This window comes from Ideonella sp. A 288 (genome assembly GCF_002198735.1).
Classification (GTDB): Bacteria; Pseudomonadota; Gammaproteobacteria; order Burkholderiales; family Burkholderiaceae_C; genus Pseudaquabacterium.
In genome coordinates, this window is sequence record NZ_MWLO01000144.1 from 1 (window position 1) to 19,174 (window position 19,174).

17 protein-coding genes are annotated in these 19,174 nt (G+C 72.3%); 10 read left to right on the forward strand and 7 right to left on the reverse strand.

Annotation, left to right across the window (positions count from 1 at the left end):
• On the forward strand, positions 1-1,036 hold a 1,036-nt coding region (locus tag EOINJALH_RS23655), incomplete at its 5' end, for an acetolactate synthase large subunit (RefSeq protein ID WP_088284784.1).
• A gap of 64 nt (positions 1,037-1,100) precedes the next feature.
• Here EOINJALH_RS23655 and EOINJALH_RS23660 read toward each other — a convergent pair.
• The gene (locus tag EOINJALH_RS23660) at positions 1,101-1,712 is read right to left on the reverse strand and encodes a methyltransferase domain-containing protein (protein WP_088284786.1); all 612 of its coding nucleotides are present in this window, start codon (positions 1,710-1,712) and stop codon (positions 1,101-1,103) included.
• Between the two features lie 610 nt (positions 1,713-2,322).
• On the opposite strand from EOINJALH_RS23660, the gene EOINJALH_RS23665 reads away from it, so the two are divergent.
• From EOINJALH_RS23665 to EOINJALH_RS23675, 3 genes are all read left to right on the forward strand, one after another.
• Positions 2,323-4,443, forward strand: coding sequence for a PAS domain-containing protein (locus EOINJALH_RS23665; protein WP_158219871.1), 2,121 nt, complete (start codon positions 2,323-2,325; stop codon positions 4,441-4,443).
• A gap of 96 nt (positions 4,444-4,539) precedes the next feature.
• Positions 4,540-5,178: a VCBS repeat-containing protein gene (locus EOINJALH_RS23670; RefSeq protein ID WP_144290142.1), complete on the forward strand. Its 639-nt coding sequence runs from the start codon at positions 4,540-4,542 to the stop codon at positions 5,176-5,178.
• Between the two features lie 299 nt (positions 5,179-5,477).
• Positions 5,478-5,990 (forward strand): SCP2 sterol-binding domain-containing protein, encoded by a 513-nt coding sequence (locus EOINJALH_RS23675; protein ID WP_088284792.1) that lies wholly within the window; start codon positions 5,478-5,480, stop codon positions 5,988-5,990.
• 190 nt (positions 5,991-6,180) lie between these two features.
• Here EOINJALH_RS23675 and EOINJALH_RS23680 read toward each other — a convergent pair whose 3' ends face one another.
• Complete coding sequence (locus EOINJALH_RS23680; protein WP_158219872.1) at positions 6,181-7,266, reverse strand: diguanylate cyclase; 1,086 nt, start codon at positions 7,264-7,266, stop codon at positions 6,181-6,183.
• A 382-nt stretch (positions 7,267-7,648) separates the two neighbouring features.
• Between EOINJALH_RS23680 and EOINJALH_RS23685 the strand changes: the two genes are divergently transcribed.
• Positions 7,649-8,722 (forward strand): NAD(P)H-dependent flavin oxidoreductase, encoded by a 1,074-nt coding sequence (locus tag EOINJALH_RS23685; protein ID WP_404872794.1) that lies wholly within the window; start codon positions 7,649-7,651, stop codon positions 8,720-8,722.
• On the opposite strand, the gene EOINJALH_RS31390 is transcribed toward EOINJALH_RS23685, so the two are convergent.
• Positions 8,693-9,859 carry an NAD(P)-binding domain-containing protein gene (locus EOINJALH_RS31390; RefSeq protein WP_144290144.1) on the reverse strand — a complete coding sequence of 389 codons (1,167 nt, stop codon included), beginning with the start codon at positions 9,857-9,859 and terminating at the stop codon, positions 8,693-8,695. The two genes, EOINJALH_RS23685 and EOINJALH_RS31390, sit on opposite strands and share 30 nt — an antisense overlap.
• A 164-nt stretch (positions 9,860-10,023) precedes the next feature.
• On the opposite strand from EOINJALH_RS31390, the gene EOINJALH_RS23695 reads away from it, so the two are divergent.
• Positions 10,024-11,004: a tripartite tricarboxylate transporter substrate binding protein gene (locus EOINJALH_RS23695; RefSeq protein ID WP_158219874.1), complete on the forward strand. Its 981-nt coding sequence runs from the start codon at positions 10,024-10,026 to the stop codon at positions 11,002-11,004.
• A gap of 81 nt (positions 11,005-11,085) precedes the next feature.
• Positions 11,086-11,727: a flavin reductase family protein gene (locus EOINJALH_RS23700; RefSeq protein ID WP_088284798.1), complete on the forward strand. Its 642-nt coding sequence runs from the start codon at positions 11,086-11,088 to the stop codon at positions 11,725-11,727.
• 64 nt (positions 11,728-11,791) lie between these two features.
• On the opposite strand, the gene EOINJALH_RS23705 is transcribed toward EOINJALH_RS23700, so the two are convergent.
• Positions 11,792-12,679, reverse strand: coding sequence for an endonuclease/exonuclease/phosphatase family protein (locus EOINJALH_RS23705; protein WP_088284800.1), 888 nt, complete (start codon positions 12,677-12,679; stop codon positions 11,792-11,794).
• Positions 12,680-12,759: 80 nt separating this feature from the next.
• On the opposite strand from EOINJALH_RS23705, the gene EOINJALH_RS23710 reads away from it, so the two are divergent.
• Positions 12,760-14,091, forward strand: a complete 1,332-nt coding sequence (locus tag EOINJALH_RS23710) for a TAXI family TRAP transporter solute-binding subunit (RefSeq protein WP_088284802.1) — start codon at positions 12,760-12,762, stop codon at positions 14,089-14,091.
• A gap of 28 nt (positions 14,092-14,119) precedes the next feature.
• Here the strand turns inward: EOINJALH_RS23710 and EOINJALH_RS23715 are convergent, their stop codons facing one another.
• Both EOINJALH_RS23715 and EOINJALH_RS23720 read right to left on the reverse strand, forming a co-directional pair.
• Positions 14,120-15,682, reverse strand: coding sequence for an acyl-CoA synthetase (locus EOINJALH_RS23715; protein WP_088284804.1), 1,563 nt, complete (start codon positions 15,680-15,682; stop codon positions 14,120-14,122).
• Between the two features lie 55 nt (positions 15,683-15,737).
• Entirely contained in the window at positions 15,738-16,223 is a 486-nt protein-coding gene (locus tag EOINJALH_RS23720) for a hypothetical protein (RefSeq protein ID WP_199873469.1), read from the reverse strand.
• Between the two features lie 60 nt (positions 16,224-16,283).
• On the opposite strand from EOINJALH_RS23720, the gene EOINJALH_RS23725 reads away from it, so the two are divergent.
• On the forward strand, positions 16,284-17,492 hold the full coding sequence (locus EOINJALH_RS23725) for an MFS transporter (RefSeq protein ID WP_088284805.1): 1,209 nt from the start codon (positions 16,284-16,286) through the stop codon (positions 17,490-17,492).
• 9 nt (positions 17,493-17,501) lie between these two features.
• On the forward strand, positions 17,502-18,257 hold the full coding sequence (locus tag EOINJALH_RS23730) for a transferase (protein WP_088284807.1): 756 nt from the start codon (positions 17,502-17,504) through the stop codon (positions 18,255-18,257).
• 29 nt (positions 18,258-18,286) lie between these two features.
• Here the strand turns inward: EOINJALH_RS23730 and EOINJALH_RS23735 are convergent, their stop codons facing one another.
• Positions 18,287-19,165, reverse strand: a complete 879-nt coding sequence (locus tag EOINJALH_RS23735; RefSeq protein WP_088284809.1) for an alpha/beta hydrolase — start codon at positions 19,163-19,165, stop codon at positions 18,287-18,289.
• Between the last annotated feature and the right edge of the window lie 9 nt (positions 19,166-19,174).

Sequence of the window (19,174 nt, forward strand, 5' to 3'; positions counted from 1 at the left end):
CGACTGCAGCGTGCGCGCGCCGGCCGTGTCGACGGCGGCGGTGGAGGCCGCCGCGCGCACGCTGCAGTCGCTGGGCGAGCGCGCCATGCTGTTGCTGGGCGCCGCCGGTTCGCAAAGCGAGCGCGCGCAGCAACTGGCCGCCGCCATCGGCGCGCGCACCGGCTGCCGCGTGATGGCCGAGTTCTACAACGCGCGCATGCCCGGCGGGCGCGGTCTGCCGCGCATCGACCGCCTGCCCTATGCGGTGGACGCGTCGGTGGCGCGGCTGGCCGGCACGCAGGCCCTGGTGCTGGCCGGCAGCGTCGAGCCGATCGGCTTCTTCGCCTACCCCGGCAAGCCCTCGCAGCTGAAGCCGGCCGGCGCCGCGCTGGTGACGCTGGCCGAGCCGCGGCAGGACGTGCCGGCGGCGCTGCAGGCCCTGGCCGACGCGCTGGGCGTGCGCCTGGAGCGCGACCTGGTGCTGGCCCCGTCCGCGGCCACGCCCGCGCCCGACGGTCGGCTCACACCCGAATCGGTGGCCGCGGCCATCGCCGCCACGCTGCCCGAACAGGCCATCGTGGTCGACGAGGCCATCACCACCGGCCGTGCCTTCGGGGCGCCGATGGCCGCGGCCGCGCCGCACGACTGGCTGCAGGGCATGGGCGGCGCCATCGGCTACGGCCTGCCCTGCGCGGTGGGCGCGGCGGTGGCCGCGCCGGGCCGCCCGGTGCTGGCGCTGGAGGGCGACGGCAGCGCGATGTACACGCTGCAGGCGCTGTGGACGATGGCCCGCGAATCGCTGCCGGTGGTGGCCGTGATCTTCGCCAACCGCAGCTACGCCATCCTGCAGGGCGAGCTGAAGGGCGTGGGCGCGCAGATCAGCGGCCAGAAGGCCACCGACATGCTCACCCTCGACCGCCCAGTGCTCGACTGGGTGGCACTGGCACGCGGCCATGGCGTGGACGGCGTGCGCGTCGACGACGCCGGTGCGCTGGTGCAGGCGCTGCAGCGCGGCTTTGCCAGCCGCGCGCCGTGCCTGATCGAGGTGGTGCTGTAGGGGACGGGCGTCCGGACGCCCGCCTGGCCAAGGCCCGCGGGCTGTCCAGCGGCGCGTGCCGTGATCAGTGCCGGTTCGGCGCGGGCTTTCTCGCGACGACCGTGGCGAACGACTTCACCCGCCCCTGCGGCGCCGGGAACTCCCGGTGCTCGGCCTGCAGGATCTCCCAGCCCTCGAAGTGCCGCGCCAGGTCCTCGCGGCCGAACAGGCAGTGGCCGGCCGGATCGAACATGTCGAGGTACGTGGTGCCCTCGACCAGCACGTTCACCACGGCGACCCCGCCGGGCCGCACATGGGCCTGCAACTGGCGCAACTGGGCCACGGCCACCGTGCATTCGAAGAACATGAGCACGCCGATGCTGACGACGGCGTCGAAGTCGCCGTCGAGTTCGTGGCACCGCAGGTCGGCCTCGGCCGCGCTGATCGGCAGCGACTCGGCGAGCGCCACCTGGCGCAGGTGCCGGATGGCGGTGGGGCTGCCGTCGAGCGCAACGACCGAGCAGCCGCGGCGGGCGGCGGCCACGGCCAGGTTGCCCATGCCGCAGCCGTGGTCGAGCACGCGGCCGCGCAGGTGGGGCAGGGCGGCCTGCTCGAAGGGGTTGAGGCACAGGTCGGCCTCGCCCACCTGCCGCTGGAACTGGGCGTCGAAGAATCGGATGCTCGCGTCCGAAACCATGCCTTGAATGTACCGCGGTCGTTGCGGCCCCGGGGCGGCTCGGCGGCGTCGCGACGTTGAGGGCGCTCAACGCCGGCCGCGCCACGACGGTGAACATCGACCTGTCGAAGACGGCGCAGGCGATGTGCGGGAGCAGGTGTCCGCGCATGGCATCGGTCGGTGCGAGCGCCTCGCCATCGACAGGTCGCAGGGCCGTGCATCGGTCCGCGGATGCATCGTCGGGAAAGGCCGTTCATGGGTGCGGTACAGCTTGTCCAGGCGACCTGCGTGGCCTTGTGCATGGCGGGCAGCGTGTTCGCCGCGCCGGTCGCCATCGCCTTTCACCGGCACGGTGAGTCAGGCGCCGAACCTCGACCCAGCCGACGCCATCAGCAATGTGGTCGGCGGCGGCTTCACCCTGGGGCACAACACGTGCGCCTCGATCGCGGGCCTGGCGCTGTGTCCGTCGCGCCGCCGTGACGGGCGGTCGCGGCCGCCGGTGCTCGGCCCGGTGTCGTGCTCGGTGCGGCGGGCCCGCGGGGGGCTTGGCGGGGGTGACTCGGCCGCGCGGGCGAGCGACACTCGCACACCCGGCGATCGGCCCCCGTCGCCGGGGCACCAATCCCCCGCGATGAACCCCACGACCGCTGCCCACGGCACGTTGATGTCGGCGCCAGACCCCCGTGGCATGGCCGAGTCGGTGGCCGGCATGGTGCTGGTGCTGCTGCCGGATGCGCCGCGCTTCACGCTCGTGGCGGCCAGCCCCACCTTTTTGCAGGCCGTGGGCCTGTGCCTGGATGATGTGCTGGGCCGGGGCGTCGCCGAGGTCTTCGGCGGCCGGCCCGGCGACCCGCATGCCGTTGGCGTGATGGAGGCCAGGGCCTCGTTCGAACGCGTGCTGTGCCACCGGGTGCCCGACGCGATGCCACTGCAACGCCAGGCACTTCAGGCGATGACGCCCGGCGACGGTGGCATCGACGCGCGCTGGTGGCGCCGGCTCAACACGCCCGTGCTCGATGCGCAGGGCCGTGTCGCCTACCTGGTCCACCGCGTCGAGGAGGTCACGCCCATCGTCCTGCCCCAGCTGGCGCAGACCGACCAGGCTGCCGAGCCCGGCGCGGCCCGCGCCATCGCTGGCACGCCAGCGGCGGACGACGCGCTGGCGGCCAGCCAGGCGACGCTGCGGGCTGCGTTGGCCAGCATGAGCGACGCGGTGTACATCTCCGACGCCGAGGGCCGGTGCATCGAGGTCAACGACGCCTGCGCGAGCTTCCACCGCTTCGCCAGCCGGGACGACTGTGCGGCGGGGGGCGGCTGCAGCCCGGCGCTGCTGGAACTGTCCTTGGCCAGCGGCGAGAGCGTGCCTGAAGACCAGTGGCCGCCCGCCCGGGCCCTGCGTGGCGAGACGGCGGTCAGCGCCGAGTACCGGCTGCGGCGCCGGGACACCGGCGACACCTGGGTCGGCAGCTACAGCTACGCGCCCATCCGCATCGGTGGCGGGGCCATCGTCGGCTCGGTGGTGTCGGCGCGGGACGTCACTCAAGCCAAGCGCGCGGAGGCCGAGCTGGCCCGTTCGCACGCCGACCTGCGGCGCCTGGTTGCATCGCAGGGCGACGTCCAGGAGGAGGAGCGCAAGCGCATCGCGCGCGAACTGCACGACGACCTGCAGCAGACCCTGGCCGTGGTCCGCATGGACCTCACGACCATCGCCGACCGCCTGGCCGCTGAACCGGCCGCGGTGGTGCCGATGCTGGCCGAGGCCGATCGGCTGGTGCTGGGCGCCATCGCCTCCACGCGCCGCATCGTCAACGACCTGCGGCCGCAGATGCTCGAGGAACTGGGCCTGGTGCCCGCGCTCGAGGCGATGGTCCGGCAGTTCACCGCGCGCTCCGGCATCACCTGCCGGGTCGATGCCGCCGCCGAGGTCAGCGACGACCTGGTCGGGAACCCGGCGGTGTCCACCTGCCTGTACCGCCTCACCCAGGAGGCGCTGCACAACGTGGCCAAGCATGCCGGCGCGAGCACGGTGCGGGTCCACCTGCACCGCGCTGGCGGGGGCCTGGCGGTGCTGCGCATCACCGACGACGGCACCGGCATGGGCTCGCGCGAGCACCGCAAGCCGGGCTCGTTCGGCCTGCTGGGCATGACCGAGCGCGTGCGTGCGCTGGGCGGCCGCCTGCGCGTCGATGGCGCCCCGGGGGTCGGCACGACGGTGGAGGCCCGCGTGCCCTTGGCCCCCGCCGCCGACCCCTTCGACCCCGACACGGCGGACCCCGCACGGCCCCCCGGCGACCACCGGGCGTCGGATACGGAGCACGCCGATCCGGGCGTGGACCGCGACGACGGCCACCCGCTGCAGGCCATCATCGACGCGCTGAGCGGCAACGTGGCCGTGCTCGACGGGCAAGGCACCATCCAGTTCGTCAACCGCGCCTGGCGCGAGTTTGCGGCGCAGAACGGCGATCCGGGCCTGGACCGCTGCGGGCCCGGGGTCAACTACCTCGAGGTCTGCCGCCGCAGCGCGCAAGCCGATCCATCGGCGCTGCCGGTGCTGATCGGGCTGACGGAAGTGCTCGAAGGCGGCCGCGACGCCTTCGTCACCGAATACCCCTGCCATTCGCCCGACACCCGGCGCTGGTTCCGCATGCACGCGGCCACGGTGGCCGGCGGCGTGGCCTTGGTCACCCATGTCCACCTCGGCAGCCTGCTCGGCACGGTGCCGCCCGATCTCGGCGACGGTCCGGTGCGCTGACTTTGAAGATTATTGTCGGGGCCTGTGCCGCGCAGCCGTTCGGGTGACGCTCGGGCTGCGCGCACTGGCGGCCGAAAGCGGCCCCATCACCGTCCGATGCAGGCACCCGCTGGGCAGGCTCAACAGATCGCCGCTGCCGGCGCGGATGCTTGTCTCTGCATCGACCAGGGGAGCAAGAAGATGACGTCCAGTTGGCATCGTGCGCTGATGTGGCTGCTCGTCACCGTGGCGCTGATGATGGTGGCTGTCACGGCTTGGGGACAGGCCCCGGCGGGCCGGCGTGGCGAGGTGATCGTGGAGAGCGACACGAGCTTGCCGCGCTCGCCCACGCGGCGCGTCGATCTGGACCGTCCGCCGCCGTCCACCGACTGCAACCGCAACGCCGTGGACGACGGCCTGGAGCGTTGGGGCATGCTGGCGCGCGGACCGGTGGCGCTGCGTGAGGGCCCCTGCTCGATCGCCGCAGCGGACTTCGACGGCGATCGCCGCACCGATCTCGCGGTGGCCAACCAGGCGTCGGGCCAGGTCAGCATCCTGTGGCACCGCTTCGGGCGTCGATTCGAAGTGGGCCCGGTGATCGATGTCGGCTCCCTGCCGACCTGTGTGCAGACTGGTGACCTCGACGCCTGCGACATCGCCTCGGGTCGCAGCCTGGACGTCGACCACGACGGCGTTCCGGACGAGTGCCGGCGGCCGCACCCGGGGCCGGCGCGGCGCGATCGGTCGACCCGCTAGGCATGGCAGCGGCCAGGCGGCCCGCCGCACGACCTGCCGGTGGTCTGCATGGACGGCGCCCAGCGCCCGGACAAGGGCCGTGTGGTCCTGCAGTACCCACGCGGGCAGACGCAGATCGGCATGCACCCGTCGGAGCAGGTGATCCACTGCTGACGCGCCGCGGCGCCGGCCACGCCCTCAGGCACCGTCGGCTCCCCCGAAGGAGTAGCTCTTCGTCGTGATGGTGGCCGCCCCGGGACGCGCCTACGATCGGTCAGGATCGGTGCCACCTTGGATGCACCGGCGAACGGAGACGACGGATGCATTCGAAGATGCTACTGGCCCTGGCGCTGGCCGGCGCGACCTGCCACGCGGGTGCCGCCCTCAACCTGATGGGCGCCGAGTGGGCGACGGCCGCCTGCGAACAGTGGAACCGCACGCCCAACCTGCTGGACGGCCTGTCCTCCGACTGGATCAGGAATGACGGAGGCAAGGGCTTCAAGGTCATCCACCTGTACCGCACCGAGTGCGGCGAACCCAGCCAGGTCGAGTTGCGCATCGCCTCCAAGGACGGCAAGGCGCAGTGCGTCTACGGGGGAGCGGTGCAGAACGCCACGATGAACACCAGCGTCGACTACACGATGCATGCCGCCACCCCGCAATGGGGTGAGATGGGCAGGGGCCAGTACGGGCCGATGCGCGCGATGATGTTCGGGGCCTTGCAGTTCACCGGCCCCAAGTTGGAGGCGATGGGCGTGATGGGCCCGTTCGAATCCTTCCTGCTGCTGGTGGGCAAGGTGCCCGGCGAGACCGCGGCCTGTCCGGGGCGCTGAAGCCGGCCGCCCGCGGCGGTCCCCCCGGTCGCGAAGGGCTTCGGTCGCTGCCTCCGTCAGAGGCGCGGCCAGTGCCCCGGGGCGCTCCACCGGCTGCCGTGGTCGGTTCCGACGGCGAAGGCAAGATGGCACGGCGCCAGGCGTTCAACCGACGATCGTCAGTGCGGCACTGGCAACGCGGAGCGCGCCGTCACGCTGCAGGACGTCCACCTGCCGAAGGACTGTGCGAGCCGGCGTGCAGCGCCTCGCTGGCCCTCGGGTGGTCGAGGCCGGCCACGACGACGCAGTTGCGTCCCAGGTGCTTGGCGTCGTACAGCGCCGCGTCGGCCGACTTGAACCAGGCCTCGGCGCTCTGCCCTGGCGCCAGTGCACTGACCCCGATGCTGACGGTGACCGTCTCGCCCGGCAGCAGCTCGGCCTGCTCCAGGCGCTGGCGCAGGTCCTCGGCCAGGCGCTGTGCGTCGGCGAGCGTGACGCGCGGCAGCAGCAGCACGAATTCCTCGCCACCGGTGCGGAACAGCAGGTCGCTGCCGCGCTTGCGGGCCCCCACCGCGGCCACCAGCCGGCACAGCACCTGATCGCCCACGTCGTGGCCGTGGCGGTCGTTGATGAGCTTGAAGTGGTCGATGTCGATGGCCAGCAACGCGTCGCCGGGTGCCGCGGCGTCGGCGGGCGCGACACGCTGTGCCAGGTGCATCTGCAGATGGCGGCGGTTGAAGGCACCGGTCAGCGGGTCGGTGCTGGCCTGGCTCTCGAGCGCCTGCTGCAGGTCGCTGACGACGTTGAGCGCCACGTTGATCATGATCAGCGTGAAGCCGAGGCTCATGAACACCCGTGCCGCCAGCGGCCAACCCAGCGAGAGGCTGCTCGCGGCGGTCACGCCCAGCAGCAGCGCCGCCCCCAGGGCCAGGGCCCAGCGCCGCGACAGCACGAAGAAGAACATGAAGAGCGCCGGATTCGCCCACAGCACGCCGTAGATGCCCTGCCGCCAGGCCGAGAGGCACACGCCGACCACCATGATGCAGCCCAGGGCCAGGAACGGCACCACCGGATTCCGCCCGCGTTGCAGCGCCCAGCCATTGGCCAGCATCGTGCCGCCCACGGCCGTGTTGACGGCGAACATCAGCCAGTTCGCGTTCACCAGGTGCAGCACCGCCAACGGCAGGAAGGCCATCGCCCCCAGGATGCTGAAGTTGCGGCGGATCCGGGCACGATGCGCGGACAGCGCATCGTTGTCGACGTTCAGCGCACGGCGCGCCCTGGAAAGCAGGTCCACCTGTGGACTATCGACCCCGCCGGCCGCGATTTGACCGCCCCGCCAGGCCAGCCCCGGCGCCGGCGTGACAAATTGGGCCTCGCCGCCGGGCCCATGGGAACCAGCGTCGGTTGGACGTCTTCGAGAAGAGGTTGATCGCCAGCCCGTTGCCGAGGATGGCGTCGATGGCCTGGCCGGTGGCCCGCAGCACCTGGCGGTCGGTGGTCCGGTGGCCGATGCCGCTGGAAGCGCCGACGGGTCTGGCCACGAAGACACAGGGCAAGGCCCAGCCCGGCACCTGCCATGCCCCCCAATGCCGACGTCGTGGGCAAGGCCCACCGCCGTGAGCCGTTGGATGACGCCGCTGCCGTATGCTCCGGGCCACCCGACCATGACACGCCCCATGCTGCTGACAGACCTGCTTGGCATCAGCCTTCCGATCATCCAGGCGCCCATGGCCGGTGTGCAGTCCAGCGCCCTGGCGATCGCCGCGGGGCGCGCCGGCGCCTTGGGTTCATTGCCCTGCGCGACGCTGACGCCGGCCCAGTTGCGCGGCGAGTTGCAGTCCCTCGGCAGTGCCGGGCTGCCGTCGTACAACGTCAACTTCTTCTGCCATCGGCCGCCCGAACCCTCGGCGCGGGTCGAGCAGGCCTGGCGTGCATCCCTGGCGCCGGCGTATGCCGAGTTCGGCATCGACCCTGCAGAGGTTCCTGCCGGGGCAGGCCGCGTACCGTTCGACGCCACGGCCGCAGAGCTTCTTGCCGAGTTCCGGCCGCCCGTCGTCAGCTTCCACTTCGGGCTCCCCGATCCCGACCTGCTGGCGACGGTGAAGTCCTGGGGCGCGGTGGTGATGTCGTCGGCCACCACGGTGGACGAGGCGCGCTGGCTGGAGGCCCACGGCGCCGACGTGGTCATCGCACAGGGGCTGGAGGCCGGCGGCCACCGCGGGATGTTCCTGACCGATGACCCGGTGCAAGACCTGACGACGCAGCTGGGCACCTTTGCGCTGTTGCCCCAGGTCGTGCGCGCCGTGCGCTGCCCGGTCGTGGCCGCCGGCGGCATCGCCGATGCCGCCGGCGTGGCCGCGGCCCTGGCCCTGGGAGCGGCCGGCGTGCAGGTCGGCACCGCCTACCTGCTGTGCCCCGAGGCCACCACCAGTGCCGTCCACCGGGCGGCGCTGCAGTCGCCTGCCGCGGCGCACACCGCGCTGACCAACCTGTTCACCGGCCGGCCGGCGCGTGGCATCGTCAATCGCTTCATGCGCGAGCATGGGCCGCTGAGTCCGCTGACACCGGCCTTTCCGCTCGCAACAGCGGCGCTGGCACCGCTGCGGGCGAAGGCCGAAGGCCAGGCCTCGGGCGACTACTCGCCGATGTGGGCGGGGCAGAACGTCAGCGGCTGCCGTGCCGTCCCGGCCGCGGACGTGACGCGCGCCCTGGCGGCAGGTTCATCCGCGCCTGACACCGTCCGCGGCTAGACGCGGCAGCCCCCGGTCCCCCGCCAGGCGCCCCAGCACCTCGGCGGTGGCGGCGGTGTCGGACTCGCCCAGGCCCATTGCCATGGCCCCGGTGTAGAGCGACGCGCAGGCATCGAACAGCGGCGTCGGGCAATGCACCGACCGCGCCATCTCGCCGATGACCTGCATGTCCTTCTGCCACAGCGCCATCTTCATCGTCGCCGGTTCGTAGCGGCGCTCGATCATGAAGGGCACGCGCAGCCGCATGGCGCCGGTGCCGAGGTAAGGGCTGTGGCCCAGGTGCTGCAGCGCCACGGCGGGGTCCAGCCCCATGCGGCGGCACAGCGTCACCATCTCGGCATAAGCCACGTTGTAGATGGCCACCAGGTGGTTGGCGGCGAACTTCAGCTTCGTCCCCGTCCCCAGCGGGCCGACGTGAGGCGCGTCCAGCGTGAACGCACGCGCCAGCGCCGCCGCCTCGCGGCAGGCGGCCCGGGTGCCGCTCAGGTACATGATCCAGGCCTGCTGCGGGGTCGGTGTTGCGGTGCCGCTGATCGGCGCGTCCACCATCTGCCGCCCCTGCCGGCGCAGCGCCGCGGCGGCGGCCAGCTTGTCGGCCAGCGGCAGCGTGCTGGTCTCGACGACGAGTTGCCGCGCGGACGGTGCCCCGGCCTGCTGCAGGTCGGCGACGACGGCGTTCAGCGCCGCGCTGCTCGGCAGCGAGCAGATCAGCACCTCGGCGGCGCGCGCGACCTCGGTGTTGGACGCCAGCGCGCGGCCGCCGCTGCGGCGCAGCCGGGCGCGGCAGGCGGGCGCCGGATCGTGGCCCACCACCTCGTGGCCGGCCTCGATCAGCGACCGCGCCATGAGGCCGCCCATCGTTCCCAGGCCGATGAGGCCCACGCGTCGGGGGGCTTGCGTCATGGGATCTCGCAGAGGTGGGTGGGTCGGTGGGCTTGCATGGCGCTCATCCGATCGGGGCCGCACCACCGTCGTCGAGTCCGGCCGCCGACACGCCCGTGACCGGGCAGCGAGCGCAGGTGAATGGCGGGCATGGCGATGCGTTCCTTCGGTTGCGGCCGATGATGGTGCGGCCTTGGGTGGCCGGCGCACCAAGACGGCGTGCGCCTGCGCCTGAAGGCTGCACACAGCGCACATCGGGTTGGACCCGCCGCAGGCGGTGCCTGCGGCGCGTGGGCTGGTGTGGCCGTGGTGTGGGTGCAAGTTGCGTTCCCGTGCGTCGACACGGCGCGGGGGCCCGGCGGCTTGGCACGGTTTCTGCGATCTGGCCGCGCACCCGACTGTCCACACAGGAGTTTTCGATGAAGCGTCGCCTCGTTCTGGCCGCAGGTGCTGCGGCCCTGTCGTCGCCCGCCTGGGTCGGTGCCCAGAGCGCCTGGCCCAGCCGCGGCCCGGTCCGCCTGGTCGCACAGTTTCCGCCCGGTGGCCTGGTGGACACGGTGGCCCGGCTGATGGCGCCGCACCTGTCGCAGGCCCTCGGGCAGACGGTGGTGGTCGAGAACCGGCCGGGGGCTGGTGGCCTGATCGGCACCGAGTACGTTGCCAAGCAGGCGGCCGACGGCTACACCCTGCTGGTCAGCCACGCCTCGGTGCACATCTATGCCGCGGCCACGCGCAATGTGATGCCCTTCGACGCGGTCAGCGACTTCACCCACATGTCCATGCTGGTGGAGGCGCCGATGGTGCTGCTGGTGCGCGGCCAGTCACCGATACAGAACCTCGGCCAGTACGTGGCGACGGCCAAGACCAAGCCGGTGCGTTACGGCACGTCCGGCGTGGGTTCGGCCAACCACCTGTTCGGCGAACTGCTCAAGATCGAAGGCCAGGCGCCCGAGCACGACCACGTGCCCTACCAGGGCAGCGCACCGGCGATGCAGGACCTGCTCGGCGGCCAGATCGACGGCCTGTTCGACCCCATCACCACCAACGTGGCGCAGCTGAAGGCCGGCTCGCTGCGCGCGCTGGCCGTCTCCACCCCGGCGCGCTTGCCCGGGCTGCCCAACATCCCGACGTTTGCCGAACTCGGCTTCCCCTCGATGACCGGCTCGCAGTGGCTCGGACTGTCGGCGCCGAAGAACCTGCCTGCGCCGATCGCGCAGCGCCTGAGCGCGCTCATGCCCGAGATCCTCTCCAAGCCCGACGTGATGGCACGGCTCGAGGAGCTGCAAACCCTGCCGCGCAAGACGCCGGTTCTGGGCGATGATTTCGCCAAGCTCATCCGCTCGCAGATCGACACCTGGACGAAGGTGGCCCGGCGTGCCAAGGTCGAAGTGATCGTCTGAGCCTGCGGTGCCCTCTCTCCAGACCTCTTCCGTCAGAGGGAGGGTCCTGAATCCCCTGGCCCCCGGAGAGAGGCGAGCACCGTGACCGAGGTCGATTTCGAGAGCATCACCGGCTACCAGCGCTACAAGCTGATGGCCAGCCTCATCGTGCCGAGGCCGATTGCACTGGTCACCACGCTGGGGCCGACGGGCGTGGTCAACGCCGCGCCGTTCTCGATGTTCAACATGGTCGGCGAGGACCCGCCGATCCTGATGATCAGCATCAACCGCCTGAAGGACGGGCGCCTGAAGGACACCGCCGCCAACATCCTGCGCAGCGGCGAATTCGTCGTCCACATGTCCGACGAGCCGATGGCGCAGAAGATGCACGACTGCGGCGAGGCCTTCCCGTCGGACGTCAGCGAACTGGCCGCGGTCGGCCTGACGGCGGTGCCCTCGCACCGCGTCGCGCCGCCGCGCATCCAGGAGGCGCCGGTGGCCTTCGAGTGCGTGCTGCACGAAAAGCTCGAGACCGACAGCCGCTATGTCTTCATCGGCCGCATCGTGTGGCTGGCCGCCCGGGCCGGCCTGATCGACACCGAGGCCTGGCGCGTGAACCTGCGCGACTACCGCCCCGTGGCCCGCTTCGGGGCGAGCTTCTACACCCGCACCAACGACCGCTTCTCGCTGTCCGATGGCAGCGGCCAGCGGGCGCCGACCTCCACCGGCATCGACGAGCTCTGAGGGCCGCGCAGCGGCCATGTGCCGCGAAGGCCGCGCCGCCCGCGCCGCCCGCGCCAGGAGGGCCTCACCGAAACTCCACCCACAGCGGATAGTGGTCCGACACCCGGTACTGCAACTGCTGCTTCGTCAGGCCGATGTCACGGTAAAGGTGCGGCACGAAATCGACGCTGCCGGCGGCCGCCACGGCCAAGTCCATCAGCTGTGCGCCGCCGCTGGTGAACCAGGCGATCTGGTCGTAGTACTTGCCCAGCGTGGGCTTGGTGGCGTCGGCGAAGATCGATCGGCGCACGTCCTGCAGCTGCGGCGGCACGGCCAGGCCGGTGGAGGTGAAGGCCTGCCACAGCGCGTCGTCGCGCCGGTCGATGTTGAAGTCGCCCAGGATCAGCAGGTTGTGGTGCCAGCGGTTCACCTCGGCGGCCCAGTCGGCCATCCAGCGCGCGATGGCCTTCAGCTCGGGCACGCGGTCGGCGGCGGCGCTGCCGTACAGGATGTGCACCGACACCAGGATCACCGTGGCCTCGCCGGCCTGGAAGCTCACCGCATAGGGGGTGCGCGCAAACTGTCGCTGCAGGGCGTCGGGCGCCATGGCCGCCAGTTGCTCGGGCGGCAGCACCAGCTCGCCGGCCAGGCCCGACAGCTCGGCCCGGCTGCCGTCGTAGACGAAGGCGATGCGCTCGCCGCCGCCGGCGTCGCCGCGCGTCACGTCGGTCATCAGAAAGTGCCAGCGCGGGCCCAGCGTCTTCATCAGCGTGCGCAGCGCGCGCAGGTCGCCGCCCACCTCCTGGATGGCGATGACGTCGAAGCGCGAGACGATCTCGGCGATGGCCCACAGGGCACGCCAGTCGCGCTTGGGGCTGTCGGCGGGGCCCGAGTTCCATTGCTCGGTGAGCGAGCCGAAGTCCTTCAGGTTCCAGGTGACCAGCAGGGCGGCCGCGTCCAGCGGGCGCGTCAAGCGTGGCCGGCGAGCCGGCGATCCCGCCTGCTGCCGCCAGGGCGCCGGTGCGAGGCCTGGCGGCCCGGTAGCATCCCGCCATGCCCCGCGTCCTGCACAACACCCTGCTCTCGCTGCGCGACCTGGCGCTCACCGCCGGCCCGCTGGCCCTGCTGGCGCTGGCGCTGCTGGTGGGCGCCTACCTGGCGCTGCAGCCCAACCCGCCGCGGCGCGTGGTGCTGGCCACCGGCGTGCCGCAGGGCGCCTATGCCGAGTTCGGCCGCCGCTATGCCGAGGTGCTGAAGCGCCACGGCATCACCGTCGAACTGCGCGCCACGCAGGGCGCCGCCGACAACCTGGCGCTGCTGCGCGATCCCCGTTCGGGCGTCGACCTGGCCTTCGTGCAGGGCGGTGCCGACCGCGAGCGCGACCCCGGCGACGACCCCGACGCCGGCCTCGTCTCGCTGGGCAGCATGTTCCACGAGCCGGTGTGGCTGTTCTACCGCGAGGCCTCGGCGCAGAAGCTGCTGGCCGCACCCGCGCTGTCGGCGCTGACGCAACTGGCCGGCTGGCGGCTCAACGTCGGCGCGGCGGGCAGCGGCGTGCCGCCGCTGGTGCAGCGGCTGCTGGACGCGAACCGCATCGATCCCGCCACGCTGACGCTGTCGCACCAGCCCACCACGCCGGCGGTGGTCGATCTGCTCGAGGGCCGGCTCGATGCGTTGGCGCTGGCCTCGGCCCCCGAGTCGTCGATGGTGCAGATGCTGCTGCAGACGCCGGGCATCCGGTTGTTCGATTTCGCGCAGGCCGAGGCCTATTCGCGGCGCTTTCCGTTCATGACCGCGGTGACGCTGCCGCGCGGCGTGGTCGACCTGGCGCGCGACCTGCCGCCCGCCGACGTGCGCCTGGTGGCGCCCACCGCCACGCTGGTGGCCCGCGAGGCGCTGCATCCGGCACTGGTGCAGCTGTTCGTGCAGGCGGCGCAGCAGGTGCACGGCGCGCCGGGCTGGTTCCAGCGCAAGGGCGACTTTCCCAACGCCGCGCACACCGAGCGGCCACTGGCCGACGAGGCCCAGCGCGTGTACCGCAGCGGCGTGCCGTGGCTGCAACGCTACCTGCCATTCTGGATGGCCAATCTGGCCGACCGCATGTGGGTGGTGCTGCTGGCCATCGCCGCGGTGCTGATCCCGCTGTCGCGCGTGGTGCCGCCGCTGTACGAGATGCGCGTGCGCTCGCGCGTGTTCCGCTGGTACGGCCAGTTGCGCGCGGTGGAAGAAGACCGCGGCGGCCGCACGCCGGCCGAACTGTTGGCCGAACTCGACACCATCGAAGCCCACGTGGGCCGCGTGCGCGTGCCGCTGAGCCATGCCGATGAGCTGTACGCGCTGCGCAGCCACATCCAGCTGGTGAGGCAGCGGTTGCAGGGGGGGTGAGACGCTGCCCCGAGCCTGCCCCGGCCGTTCAGGCCGGAAAGTGCGACACGAAGCGCTGCCGCAACTCCCGCTTCAGCAGCTTGCCGCTCGGGTTCTTCGGCAGCGCATCGACGAAGACCACGCCCTTGGGCACCTTGAAGTGCGCCATCTGCGACGCGCAGTGGGCGATGACCTCGGCCTCGGTCAGCGCATGGCCGGGCTTGGCCACCACCACGGCGGTGACGGCCTCGATCCAGCGGGCGTGCGGCAGGCCCACCACGGCCACCTCGCTGACGCCGGGCAGGCGGTAGATGGTTTCCTCGACCTCGCGGCTGGCCACGTTCTCGCCGCCGGACTTGATCATGTCCTTCTTGCGGTCGACCACGGTGATGTAGCCCTCGTCGTCGAGGGTGGCCAGGTCGCCCGAATGGAACCAGCCGCCCTCGAAGGCCGCGGCCGTCTTCTCGGGGTCGTTGAAGTAGCCCTGCAGCAGTTGCGGCGAGCGGTGCACGATCTCGCCCACCTCGCCCGGGGCCACGTCGCGCATCAGGTCGTCGACCACGCGCGTCTCGACGTTCAGCGTGGGCTTGCCGGCCGAGCCGGCCTTGCGCAGCTGGTCTTCGGGCTTCAGCACCGTGGCCAGCGGCGCGATCTCGGTCTGGCCGTAGAAGTTCCACAGGCGGATCTGCGGCAGACGCTGGGCCATCTCCTTCAGCACCGCCACCGGCATGATCGACGCGCCGTAGTAGCCCTTGCGCAGCGACCCCAGGTCGCAGCTGTCGAACAGCGGCGAGCGCAGCAGCGAGATCCACACCGTGGGCGGCGCGAAGAAGGCGCTGATGCGGTGTTTCGCGATCAGCGGCAGCAGGTTGTCGGGCGTGGGCTTGGCGGTGATGACGTTGAAGGCGCCCAGGTACACGCCCGGGCCCAGGAAGCAGTCGAGCTGCGCGCAGTGGTACAGCGGCAGCGAGTGCAGGATGCGGTCGCCGGCGGCCATCTCGCCGTCGACGATGCAGCTGACGTACTGGCCGATCACCGCGTCGTGGGTGAGCATCGCGCCCTTGGGTGCCGATTCGGTGCCGCTGGTGTAGACGATCTGTGCCAGGTCGCCGCCCTGCAGCGCGGGCTCGCGCAGCGCATCGGTGCAGGCGGCCAGGGTGTCGAAGTTCAGCAGGCCCGGCACCGGCTCGCTGGGCTCTTCGCTGGGCAGCCACAGGAAGCGCTCGACGCGGGTGTCCAGCGCCGCGGCGTCGCGGCCCAGCGCGGCCAGGCCCGAGTCGACCGCCAGCAGCCGCGCGCCGGCATGGCGCAGGATGTACGCAGCCTCGGTGGCGTTGAGCATGAAGTTCACCGGCACCAGCACGGCGCCCAGCCGGGCGAGTGCAAAGCGCAGCGCCGCGAAGGCGTGCGAGTTGCGCGCCAGCACCGCGACGCGGTCGCCGGCGGCCACGCCCTCGCGGGCCAGCCCGGCGGCCAGGCGGGTGGCGACGGCGTCGAACTCGCGCCAGGTCCACTGCACGGTGCCGCAGACGATGGCGGTGGCGTGGGGCGAGCGCGCCGCCGTGCGGTGCAGCAGGTCGGCCAGGGTCTGGCGGCGCAGCGGGGCGGTCATGGCGGTCTCCTCTCTAGGTGGGGCGAAGGCGGCACGGGCCGAGGGCGCGGCCGGGTCACCGCGGCGCGGAGGCGGCAGGCAGGGCGGGCACCGCGCCCGCGGTGGGGGGCAGGGGCGCAGCGGCCGGCGCGGACGGCAGGCCGGCCGGCGGCCGCGGCACCATCACGCCGGGCGCCAGCGGGATCTCGTCGGAGACGATCACGCCGGTGATGTAGTGCCGCGTCTCGCCGAAGCAGGTGGTGGGCAGGCCCACCTTCTCTTCGTAGTGCAGCGCCACGCGCTTGCCCATCGCACGGGTCACCTGCTGGGCCACGGCGTCGTCGCGGATGGTGAAGAGGAACTTCTCCGGCATCGACCCCGGCAGCGAGACCAGCGCCAGCTCGCCTTCCCAGGTCTTGCACACCCAGCCCTTCTTCGACAGCTTCTGCACCCAGCCGGCGCGCTCACCGGTGGAATAGCTCCAGCTCAGCGCCCCCCACAGCAGCAGGCCGGCCAGCAGGCACAGCACGACGAGGGCAAGGATCAGGCGTTTGAGGATCAAGGGAAAGTCCGATGGCTGAGGGGTGGCGGCAATTATGGGCGCCCCTACACTGCCCGGCTGATGCCAGCCGACGCGCCCACCGTTGCCGACGAACCGCCCTACGCCTGGGTCGTGGTCTGGGCCACTTTCGCCTGCCTGGCGGTGATCTTCGGCGTGTCGTACTCGTTCGCCGCCTACTTCGAATCGTTCACCACCGAGTTCACCGCGCAGCGCGCCGACGTGTCGCTGGTGTTCGGCCTCAGCGGGCTCATCTACTTCGTGCTGGGCGCGGGCGCGGGCATCCTGGCCGACCGCTTCGGGCCGCGCGCGGTCATCTGCGCCGGCATGGTGTGCATCGCCGGCGGGCTGCTGGCCTGCAGCTTTGCGTCGTCGATGGCGATGGTGATCGCGGCCTACGGCGCCGGCGTGGGCGTGGGCATCGCGATGGTGTACACGCCCTCGATCGCCTGCGTGCAGCCCTGGTTCACGAAGCGCCGCGGCCTGGCCGCCGGCCTGGCCAGCGCCGGCATCGGCGCCGGCACGCTGGTGGTGCCGCTGTTGGCCACCGCGGCCATCGGCGCGATGCAGTGGCGCGGCGCACTGCGCCTGATGGCCGCGGGCGTGCTGGTGCTGGGCCTGGGCGCCGCGCTGCTGATGCGCCGAGCCCCGGCGGCCACGGCGGTGGGCTCGCGCGCGGTGGCCGGCTTCACGCTGGGCGAGGCACTGCGCACGCCGTCGTTCCGCTGGATGTACCTGATGGCGGTGCTGGCCTCGCCGGGGATGTTCATCCCCTTCGCGCACCTGTCGGCGGCGGCGCGAGATTTGGGCATCGACGACGCCCGCGCGGTGGGCCTGGTGGGCATGATCGGCATCGGCAGCCTCACCGGACGCTTCGTCATCGGCGGGCTGGCCGACCGCATCGGCCGTCCATTGACGCTGGTGATGGCGCAGGCCTCGCTGGGCCTGGCCTTCCTGCTGTGGTGGGGCGCGGGCGGCTACCTGGCGCTGGCGCTGTTCGCGCTGTGGATGGGCCTGAGCTACGGCGGCATCGTCTCGCTGATGCCGGCGCTGTGCATGGACCTGTTCGGCGCACGCGCGGTGGCCTCGATCATCGGCGCGCTGTACACCGCGGCCGCGCTGGGCAACCTGGCCGGCCCCTGGGTGGCGGGCTGGGTGTTCGACCGCAGCGGCAGCTACACGCCGGTGGTGCTGGGCTGCCTGCTGCTGCAACTCGCGGCCACGCTGCTGGCGGCCAAGGTGCTGCCGCCGCGGCGCGCGGCGGTGGGGTGACCCGGCGCCATGTCCGAATCCCCCGGCCCCGACGGCCACGTCAAGCCCTTCGTCTTCGAGAGCCGCGGCGCCAAGGCGCTGCACTTCTCGATCTGCGAGGTGCAGAGCCGCATGCGCGTCGACGACCCGAATGCGCTGGACCTGGAGTACACGCGCACGATGATGGGCTTCCTGCTCTTCGTGCCCAACCCACGGCGCATCGGCATGGTCGGCCTGGGCGGCGGCTCGCTGGCCAAGTTCTGCCACCACCACCTGCCCGAGGCGAGCATCGAGGTGGTGGAGATCAACCCCCACGTGCTGGCGCTGCGCGACGAGTTCGCGATCCCGCCGGACGGCGAGCGCTTCCAGGTGGTGCTGGGCGATGGCGCTCGCTTCGTGCGTCAGCACAGCGCGGCCTTCGACGTGCTGATGATCGACGGCTTCGACTGGGAGGGCATGCCCGACGTGCTGGCCCGGCAGCGCTTCTACGACGACTGCGCCGAGGCGCTGCAGCCCGGCGGCATGCTGGTGGTCAACCTGCACCTGGGCGACGAGCGCCACGACGCGCTGGTCGACCGGCTGCGGCGCAGCTTCGACGGCGCGGTGCTGGTGGTGGTGGACGCCGACAAGAGCAACAGCATCGTCTTCGCCAGCAAGGGGCCGACACTGGCCACCTACCGGCCCGGCATCGTGCGCCTGCCCCAGGGGTTAGCGCGCGAGGCCGCCACGCAGTTGCTGGGCGCGTTCTCGCAGGTGACGACGGCGCTGCGCGATCGCAAGCGCTAGCGGGCGCCAGGGCGGCGCCCGCCGGCCCGTCAGCGCATCGCGTCCCTGGCGGCGCCCACGCCGAACAGCTGCCCCACCGCGTCACGGTATTGCGACAGGCCCACGGCGTTGGTGTTGTGGTGCGAACCGCCCTCGACCAGCACGAAGCGCTTGGGCTCGGCTGCGCGGTCGAACAGCGCGCGGCCCAGGTCGTGCGGGATCAGTCGGTCTTCGCTGCCGTGCACCACCAGCACCGGGGCGCGCACGCGGGCGATGCGCTCGCCGGCCTCGAAGCGCTGGGTGATCAGCGGCCCCACCGGCAGCCAACCCCATTTGAAGCGGCTCACCACCTCGGGGATCGACGGGAAGCTGCCCTCGACCATCAGGCCGGCCACCTCGGGCGCCTCGGCCGCCAGGTGCACCGCGATGGCGCCGCCCAGCGAGTGGCCGAAGACGAAGCGTTGCCGGCCCGGGTGCTGCGCGGCCAGCCAGTCCCAGGCGGCGCGGGCGTCTTCGTAGGCCATGGTCTCGGACGGCAGCGCGGCGCTGCTCTGGCCGAAGCCGCGGTAGTCCACGCCCAGCACCGCGAAGCCCAGTTCGTGCATGCGGCGCATGCGGTGGGCGCTGCCGCGCACGTCCCAGCGCGCGCCGTGCAGGTACAGCAGCAGCGGCGCGTCGTCGCTGGCCTGCGGCAGCCACAGGCCGTGCAGGCGGGCGCGCTCGCCGGTCTCGCGCGAGTCGAAGTCGATCCACACGTCGTCCATGCCCTGCGCCGCGGCCAGGCCGCCCGACCAGGTGCGGTCGCTGGGCTGGAAGATCCAGGCGCGCTGCCGCTCGTCCAGCGAGGCACAGCCGGCCAGGGCCAGCAGCATCAGCACCAGCGCGGCCAGGGCCAGGCGCAGCGGAGAAGGCAGAGCGGGGCGGGGCATGGCGGTGGG

Bases quoted from the DNA above. Each gene is read 5' to 3' on its own strand.
- EOINJALH_RS23660 (WP_088284786.1), bottom strand. From the start codon at position 1,712: ATGGTTTCGGACGCGAGCATCCGATTCTTCGACGCCCAGTTCCAGCGG.
- EOINJALH_RS23665 (WP_158219871.1), top strand. From the start codon at position 2,323: ATGAACCCCACGACCGCTGCCCACGGCACGTTGATGTCGGCGCCAGAC.
- EOINJALH_RS23670 (WP_144290142.1), top strand. From the start codon at position 4,540: ATGCAGGCACCCGCTGGGCAGGCTCAACAGATCGCCGCTGCCGGCGCG.
- EOINJALH_RS23675 (WP_088284792.1), top strand. From the start codon at position 5,478: ATGCATTCGAAGATGCTACTGGCCCTGGCGCTGGCCGGCGCGACCTGC.
- EOINJALH_RS23685 (WP_404872794.1), top strand. From the start codon at position 7,649: ATGCTGCTGACAGACCTGCTTGGCATCAGCCTTCCGATCATCCAGGCG.
- EOINJALH_RS31390 (WP_144290144.1), bottom strand. From the start codon at position 9,859: ATGTGCGCTGTGTGCAGCCTTCAGGCGCAGGCGCACGCCGTCTTGGTG.
- EOINJALH_RS23695 (WP_158219874.1), top strand. From the start codon at position 10,024: ATGAAGCGTCGCCTCGTTCTGGCCGCAGGTGCTGCGGCCCTGTCGTCG.
- EOINJALH_RS23710 (WP_088284802.1), top strand. From the start codon at position 12,760: ATGCCCCGCGTCCTGCACAACACCCTGCTCTCGCTGCGCGACCTGGCG.
- EOINJALH_RS23715 (WP_088284804.1), bottom strand. From the start codon at position 15,682: ATGACCGCCCCGCTGCGCCGCCAGACCCTGGCCGACCTGCTGCACCGC.
- EOINJALH_RS23725 (WP_088284805.1), top strand. From the start codon at position 16,284: ATGCCAGCCGACGCGCCCACCGTTGCCGACGAACCGCCCTACGCCTGG.
- EOINJALH_RS23730 (WP_088284807.1), top strand. From the start codon at position 17,502: ATGTCCGAATCCCCCGGCCCCGACGGCCACGTCAAGCCCTTCGTCTTC.
- EOINJALH_RS23735 (WP_088284809.1), bottom strand. From the start codon at position 19,165: ATGCCCCGCCCCGCTCTGCCTTCTCCGCTGCGCCTGGCCCTGGCCGCG.